The sequence below is a fragment of the Pseudoalteromonas sp. SIMBA_162 genome (assembly GCF_046535955.1).
Taxonomy (GTDB): Bacteria; Pseudomonadota; Gammaproteobacteria; order Enterobacterales; family Alteromonadaceae; genus Pseudoalteromonas; species Pseudoalteromonas marina.
On record NZ_JAWJBQ010000483.1, the window covers coordinates 1 to 267 of the forward strand.

Consider the following 267-nt stretch of genomic DNA (forward strand, 5'->3'; position numbering starts at 1 on the left):
TGTTAACCGCTGGCTCTCCACCGGGATGCTGTGTGCTTCCGCGTCGAGTAACGAAACCGGCTATTTAACGCAAAAATTCTCCCGCGCGCTGGGTATGCTCGCGGTCGACAACCAGGCGCGTGTCTGACACGGACCAACGGTAGCAAGTCTTGCTCCAACATTTGGTCGCGGTGCGATGACCAACCACTGGGTCGACATCAAGAACGCCAACCTCGTCGTGGTGATGGGCGGTAACGCCGCTGAAGCTCACCCGGTCGGGTTCCGCTG

At 59.6% G+C, this 267-nt stretch carries 1 protein-coding gene; it reads left to right on the top strand.

The window, feature by feature from the left end; genetic code table 11:
* A partial coding sequence (locus tag R0J88_RS20595) for a molybdopterin-dependent oxidoreductase (protein WP_410900968.1) occupies positions 1-267 on the top strand: 267 nt, incomplete at both ends.